5 protein-coding genes and 1 pseudogene are annotated in these 3,920 nt (G+C 74.1%); 4 read left to right on the top strand and 2 right to left on the bottom strand.

Annotated elements, in window-relative coordinates:
* On the bottom strand, nt 1-480 hold a 480-nt coding region (locus tag GUY61_RS35800; RefSeq protein ID WP_166634473.1), incomplete at its 3' end, for an SDR family NAD(P)-dependent oxidoreductase.
* 182 nt (nt 481-662) lie between these two features.
* Here GUY61_RS35800 and GUY61_RS35795 point away from each other — a divergent pair.
* From GUY61_RS35795 to GUY61_RS35780, 4 genes are all read left to right on the top strand, one after another.
* The gene (locus GUY61_RS35795) at nt 663-1,808 is read left to right on the top strand and encodes a GAF domain-containing sensor histidine kinase (RefSeq protein WP_166634472.1); all 1,146 of its coding nucleotides are present in this window, start codon (nt 663-665) and stop codon (nt 1,806-1,808) included.
* Nucleotides 1,801-2,463 (top strand): response regulator transcription factor, encoded by a 663-nt coding sequence (locus tag GUY61_RS35790; RefSeq protein WP_313897015.1) that lies wholly within the window; start codon nt 1,801-1,803, stop codon nt 2,461-2,463. The genes GUY61_RS35795 and GUY61_RS35790 overlap by 8 nt, the downstream gene beginning before the upstream one ends.
* Nucleotides 2,464-2,726: 263 nt before the next feature.
* Nucleotides 2,727-2,972 carry a chaplin gene (locus GUY61_RS35785; RefSeq protein ID WP_166634471.1) on the top strand — a complete coding sequence of 82 codons (246 nt, stop codon included), beginning with the start codon at nt 2,727-2,729 and terminating at the stop codon, nt 2,970-2,972.
* Nucleotides 2,973-3,185: 213 nt separating this feature from the next.
* Nucleotides 3,186-3,425, top strand: a complete 240-nt coding sequence (locus GUY61_RS35780; RefSeq protein ID WP_208106867.1) for a chaplin — start codon at nt 3,186-3,188, stop codon at nt 3,423-3,425.
* 91 nt (nt 3,426-3,516) lie between these two features.
* On the opposite strand, the pseudogene GUY61_RS35775 reads toward GUY61_RS35780, so the two are convergent.
* Nucleotides 3,517-3,920: pseudogene (locus tag GUY61_RS35775) on the bottom strand (hypothetical protein); the annotation flags it as partial.

The raw sequence follows: 3,920 nt of genomic DNA, 5'->3' as shown, positions 1-3,920 counted from the left end.
GTCCAGGGCCGCCTTCGAGGCCCCGTACCCGCCCCAGGCCGCGTACGCCTCGGCCGCCGCGTCCGAACTCATGGTGATCACCGCTCCCGCCGGCGCGGCCCGCAGCAGCGGCAGCGAGAGCCGCAGCAGACCCAGCGCCGCCACCACATTCGTCTCCAGCGCCGCGCGCAGCCCCGCCGCCGGCAGTTCCCCGAGCCGCACCAGCGGCTCCGCGCCCAGCGCGCTCGCGTTGTGCACCAGCAGGTCCAGCCCGCCCAGCTCCCGCGCCGCCGCCACCAGCTCCGCCCGGTGCCCCTCGTCCGTCACGTCCCCCGCGACGGCCACCACCCGCGTGCCGTACCCGCCCAGCTCCCGGGCCGTCCCATGGAGCGCGGCAGCCGTCCTGGCGTCCAGCACCAGGTCCCAGCCACGCTCGGCCAGCGCCGCACTCAGCGCACGGCCCAGCCCCTTCGACGCCCCGGTGATCAACGCGACCGCCATACCGGTGCCTCCTGTCGTTCTCGGATCTTCCCCGTCGTGGCCAACGTAGGAATCCGCCGCCCTTCCCCGCCTCGTACGAAGGACGCGACCGGCCGGGGAACTTCGCCCTAGGACCGGGGACCCGGTCCGGGGCCTCCCGCGGTCCGATACGCCGTGCCGCCCCGCCGGTCTACCGTGAGGCCATGACCAACGCTCCGCGATCAGGGCTGGCCGCGGTGAGCACCGCGATCCTCGCCATGAGCAGGCACCTCGAGGTCCGCGACGTCCTCAAGACGATCGTCGCCTCGGCGCGCGAACTGCTCGACGCCGAGTACGCCGCCCTCGGCGTGCCCGACGACCACGGCGGCTTCGCCCAGTTCGTCGTGGACGGAGTCAGCGAGACCCAGTGGAAGGCCATCGGCCCGCTGCCCCGCCAGCACGGCATCCTCGCCGCGATGCTCCATCAGGCCACCCCCGAGCGCCTGGCCGACGTGCGCAAGGACCCGCGCTTCGAGGGCTGGCCCGCCGCCCACCCCGAGCTGTCCGACTTCCTCGGCATGCCCGTCGCCGACGGCGAGGAGATCCTCGGCGCGCTCTTCCTCGCCAACAAGCGCCGGCCGGGGCACCAGGGCGGCTGCGGCTTCACCCAGGGGGACGAGGAACTCCTCGGCATCCTCGCCCAGCACGCCGCCATCGCCCTCACCAACGCCCGGCTGTACGAGCGCAGCCGGGAGCTGACGATCGCCGGCGAACGCGCCCGGCTGGCCCACGAGCTCCACGACGCGGTCTCCCAGAAACTGTTCTCGCTGCGGCTGACCGCCCAGGCCGCCACCGCCCTCGTCACCCGCGACCCCGAGCGCGCCAGGACCGAACTCCACCAGGTCGCCGCGCTCGCCGCGGAGGCCGCCGAGGAGCTGCGCGCCGCGGTCGTCGAACTGCGTCCCGCGGGGCTCGACGAGGACGGCCTCGTGGCCACCCTGAGCACCCAGACCCAGGTCCTCGACCGGGCCCACGCCGCCGCCGTCACCTTCGAGCACCACGGCGTGCGCGCCCTGCCCGCCGCGCAGGAGGAGGCGCTGCTGCGGGTGGCCCAGGAGGCCCTGCACAACGCGCTGCGCCACTCCGGCGCCGCCCACGTCGCCGTCGTCCTCGCCAGGCGCGGCACCGGCGCCGTGCTGCGCGTCACCGACGACGGCAAGGGCTTCGACCCCGCCACCGTCCGCAGGGCGGGCCGCCACCTCGGCCTGGTCTCCATGCGCGACCGGGCGAGCGGCGTCGGCGGCCGCCTCGTGGTCGAATCCGTGCCGGGAAAGGGCACCACGATCGAGATGGAGGTCCCCGGTGGCTGACACCGCGCCCGGATCAGGGTCCGTCATTCGCGTCCTGCTGGTCGACGACCACCAGGTCGTCCGCCGCGGCCTGCGCACCTTCCTGGAGATCCAGGACGACATAGAGGTCGTGGGGGAGGCCCCGGACGGAGCCGAGGGCGTCGCCCGCGCCGAGGAGCTGCGCCCCGACGTCATCCTCATGGACGTCAAGATGCCGGGCATGGACGGCATCGACGCCCTGCGCAAGCTGCGCGAACTCGGCAACCCCGCCAGGGTGCTCGTCGTCACCAGCTTCACCGAGCAGCGCACCGTCGTCCCCGCCCTGCGGGCCGGTGCCTCCGGCTACGTCTACAAGGACATCGACCCCGACGCCCTCGCCGGGGCCATCCGCTCGGTGCACGCCGGCCATGTGCTGCTCCAGCCCGAGGTGGCGGGCGCCCTGCTCTCCCCCGAGGAGACCGGCGGCTCGCAGGGCCGCGGGAACACCCTGACCGAACGGGAACGCCAGGTCCTCGGCCTGATCGCGGACGGCCGGTCCAACCGGGAGATCGCCCGTGCCCTGGTGCTCTCCGAGAAGACCGTCAAGACTCACGTGTCGAACATCCTGATGAAGCTCGACCTGGCGGACCGCACACAGGCCGCCCTCTTCGCGGTACGGCACGGACTCACCGGTTGACCGTTCCGCAGGGGCCGCGCGGGCTCGTAGGGGCACGTCATGGACCGGCCGGGGCGCGGTGGGCCGCATCAGGGCACAGCGCAAGGCGCAACGCACGTACAACGCGGGAGTTCTGGGAACGTCACCCGGACGGCCGCGTTCCGGCAGAGATTCATACTGTCGTGTGGATGTAGCCCATACGGCGCATCCTGATCGCCGGCCGGGCGTTCTTCATGGCGTGCTGCGGCCGAGGCGGCCGCGGCGATCGCTAGGAGGAACCAGAAGTGAAGTCCCTGAAGAAGGTTGCCGCCATCACCATGGTCGCCGGTGGCATCGTCGCCGCCGGAGCCGGTGCCGCCTCCGCCACCAGCGGCGCGCACGCCGGTGGCGTCGCCACCAACTCCCCGGGCGTGGTCTCGGGCAACGTGATCCAGGTCCCCGTCGACGTCCCCGTGAACGTCTGCGGCAACAGCATCAACGTGGTCGGCCTGCTGAACCCGTCCTTCGGCAACACCTGCGTCAACCACTGACCGCGGAGGCACGGCCCACCGCGCCGGCCTCCGGCCCCGGGCGGACCGACCCGGCGGCCCGGACCCGGTCTGGGTCCTGATCCGGGCGGACGGCCCCGCACTCCGCGGGGCGTCCCTCCTCCGTACGGCACCGCCCCGTGGGCGACGCCCCGCCCGCGGGGCCTCACACCAACCGGGGGCCCGAGCCCCCACCAGCAGGAAGTCGAAATCATCATGCGCATGATCAAGAAGGCCGCTCTCGTCCTCGCCACCGCCGGCATCGCCGCGGGTGCCACCGCCGGCACCGCCCTCGCCGACTCCGGTGCCCAGGGTGCCGCCATCGGCTCGCCGGGCGTCCTCTCCGGCAATGTGATCCAGGTCCCGGTCCACGTTCCGGTCAACGTCTGCGGCAACAGCATCAGCGTGGTCGGGCTGCTGAACCCCTCCTTCGGGAACACCTGCGTCAACAACTGACGCCCGCATGATCACCCGGCCCCCGGGAGCCACGCGGCCCCGGGGGCCGGTGCGCATCCGCGACCCGCGCCCGCCGCGCCCCGGACATGGCTCAGCGCCGCTCCCGCTCCTCCACATACGCGTTGTACGCCGCCACCTGTGCCCGCCGCGCCGTCCGCTCCACCGGCCGCAGTGCCTGCGCCCGTGTCGCCATCTCCGAGACGCTCACGGCACCGCCGTGCCCGCTCTCGTCCGCCAGGGAGATCAGCAGCCCCACCCGCTGTGCCAGCTCCAGCACCCGCGCCGCACGCGGCGGATACCCCGGCGCCAGCACCTCCCGGCCCCGCTCGGCCCGCGCGCGGTACGCGTCGATCGCCGCCTCGGCCACCGGGCCCGACCCCGCCAGGTCCAGCCGCGACAGCAGCTCCGTCGCCTCCCGCAGCGCCTGGGCAAGCTCCCGCTCCGCCTCTCCCAGCGAGGGCACGTCCGCGGGCGGCGCGTCCCGCACCGGCAGGA

This window comes from Streptomyces sp. GC420, assembly GCF_009916105.1.
Classification (GTDB): Bacteria; Actinomycetota; Actinomycetes; order Streptomycetales; family Streptomycetaceae; genus Streptomyces.
The sequence above is the reverse complement of the archived record's forward strand: the minus strand, read 5'-3'. Positions and strand labels throughout refer to the sequence as shown.

Coding starts and splice junctions, on each gene's coding strand:
- GUY61_RS35795 (WP_166634472.1), top strand. CDS start 663: ATGACCAACGCTCCGCGATCAGGGCTGGCCGCGGTGAGCACCGCGATC.
- GUY61_RS35780 (WP_208106867.1), top strand. CDS start 3,186: ATGCGCATGATCAAGAAGGCCGCTCTCGTCCTCGCCACCGCCGGCATC.